Source organism: Pseudomonas sp. FBF18, assembly GCF_024261405.1.
In the GTDB taxonomy this organism is placed as follows: Bacteria; Pseudomonadota; Gammaproteobacteria; order Pseudomonadales; family Pseudomonadaceae; genus Aquipseudomonas; species Aquipseudomonas palmensis.
The window spans coordinates 1-2,476 of the sequence record NZ_QKRS01000040.1 but is presented as its reverse complement, the minus strand read 5'-3'; the positions used below and the strand labels follow the sequence as shown (position 1 = coordinate 2,476).

The 2,476-nt window shown below is 66.4% G+C and carries 1 protein-coding gene; it reads right to left on the bottom strand.

Annotated features, from left to right (window positions below):
• Window positions 1-2,476 (bottom strand): condensation domain-containing protein (locus tag DN387_RS25980; RefSeq protein WP_254506432.1); only part of this gene is annotated, 2,476 nt, incomplete at both ends.

Sequence of the window (2,476 nt, the reverse complement as noted above, 5' to 3'; positions counted from 1 at the left end):
GTAGCGCCCGGCCGAATGCCCTGGCGTCTGGCCGGCATAGCGTTGCAACACTTCGCCCAGCAGCTGCGAGTTGCTCCAGCCGTCCATCAGGATGTGGTGGCTGGTGTAGATCAGGTGATGGTGATCGACATCGGTACGGATCACCGTCAGGCGCAGCAACGGCGCATCCTGCAGGTCGAAGCTGCGCTGCAGGTCGGCCTCGGCCCAGCTGTCCAGGTTGGCGTGCAACGCCGGCTGCGCCCGCCAGTCCAGCACGGCGAACGGCATTTCGACCTGCTTGCGAATCACCTGCAGGGGCTGTTCGAAGCCGGTCACGAAACTGGCGCGCAGCACATCGTGACGGTCCAGTGCGGCCTGCCAGGCGTTCCTGAAACGTTCCACGTCCAGCCCCTTCACATTCATCCGCAGTTGGTTGATGTAGTTGCCTGCGCCCTGTTCGTACAAGGTGTGGAACAACATGCCCTGCTGCATCGGCGACAGCGGGTAGATATCGTCGATCTCGCTGGCGGCAATCGGCAGGCTGTCCAGCTGCACCTGGGTCAGCCTGGCCAGCGGGAAGTCCGAAGGCGTCACGCCAACGCTGCCTGGCTGCACGCAATGGGCAACCAGCGCCTCGAGCTCCTCGGCATAGGCGCGGGCCAACGCCTCGATGGTCGCGGGCGCGAACATAGCGCGGCTGAAGCTCCAGTTCAGCGTCAACTCGCCGCCATACACCTGGCCGTTGATCGACAACCAGTTGCCCAGCGGTGCTTCGGAGCTCTGGCTGTCACCGGCAGGCTCACCCGCCGGGCTGAAGAAGCCGCCCTGACCCTGTTCGTCGGCAAAGCTGGCGTCGAACTGGCCCAGGTAGTTGAAGGTGATGCGCGGCACCGGCAACGCGGCCAGGGCTTCACGGGCCTTCGCGTCGCCCAGGTAGCGCAGTGCGCCGAAACCGATGCCCTTCTCGGGTACCGAGCGCAGTTGCTCCTTGATGCGCTTGATCGAGCCGTCGAGGCTGTCGGCGGGGCTCAGCTTGACCGGGAACAGGCTGGTGAACCAGCCCACAGTACGGGTCAGGTCGATGTCGTCGAACAGTTCTTCGCGACCGTGGCCTTCAAGCTGGATCAGCACCTCATCGCGCCCGGTCCAGCGCGCGATCACTCGCGCCAGGGCGGTCAGCAGCAGGTCGTTGACCTGGGTGCGATAGGCCGCCGGGGCCTGTTGCAGCAGTTGCCGGGTACTGGCCTTATCGAGGCGCGTCTGTGCCTGGGCGGCGTGGACAGCCTGCACAGACCCCTGCGGGTTGTCGCACGGCAGCTCGGCGCTGGCGCCCGCCAGTTCGCTGCTCCAGTAGGACAGTTCACCTTGCAGGTCGGCTGCGTGCGCCTGCAGGCGCTGCGCCCAGGCCTGGGTCGAACTGGTCTTGGCTGGCAGGCTCACCACCTGCCCGGCCGCCAGCTGGGTATAGGCGCTCTGCAGGTCTTCGAGCAGGATGCGCCACGACACGCCGTCCACCACCAGGTGGTGGATCGCCAGCAGCAGGCGCTGGCTGCCATCGGGCAGGGTCGCAAGCACCACGCGCAGCAGCTCGCCCTGCTCCAGGCTCAGGCTGCGCTGGGCCTTGTCGCACAGCGCCGGCAAGGCATCGGCAGTCTCAAGCTGCACAGCCCACACCACCTCGGGGGTTGCCTGTACCGCGCCATACTGCGCCCACCAGCGGCCATCGGCCTGCCGGGCATAACGCAGACGCAGCGCGTCATGATGGGCCATCAGCGCCTGCATGGCCTGTTGCAGCCTGTGGGCCTCCAGCAACTGGCCCGGCTTGAGCAGCAGTGCCTGGTTCCAGTGATGGCGCTGGGGTATTGCCTGATCGAAGAAGTACTGGTGAATCGGCAGCAGCAACGCCTGGCCGGTCACCGGCCCCTGGTCCGACTGGCGCTTCGCCTGGCCGAGCGTCGCCACGCTGGCCAGGCCCTGTACCGTCTGGTGCTGGAACAGCGCCTTGGGGGTGAAGTGGATACCGGCCTGGCGTGCGCGGCTGACCACCTGGATCGAGATGATCGAGTCGCCGCCCAGCTCGAAGAAGTTGTCGGTCAGGCCCACCTGCTCAAGCTTGAGCACCTGCGCCCAGATCGCCGCGATGCGTTGCTCGAGCTCGCTCTGCGGTGCCACATAGGCCTGCTGCAACTGGCTGGCATCGGGCCTGGGCAACGCACGGCGGTCCAGCTTGCCATTGCCGGTCAGCGGCCAGGCCTCCAGGAACATCAGGTGTGCCGGCACCATGTAGTCCGGCAGCACGGCCTTGAGGTGCTCGCGCAGGCTGGCGAGCCGGTCGGCCGGTGCAGCCTGTTCGTCGCTTGCAATCAGGTACGCCGCCAACTGCTTGCCATTCGGTCCTTCGATGTCCAGCACCACCGCTTCACGTACCGCCGGGTGCCCCTGCAACTTGGCCTCGATCTCGCCCAGTTCGATACGAAAGCCGCGGATCTTCACCTGA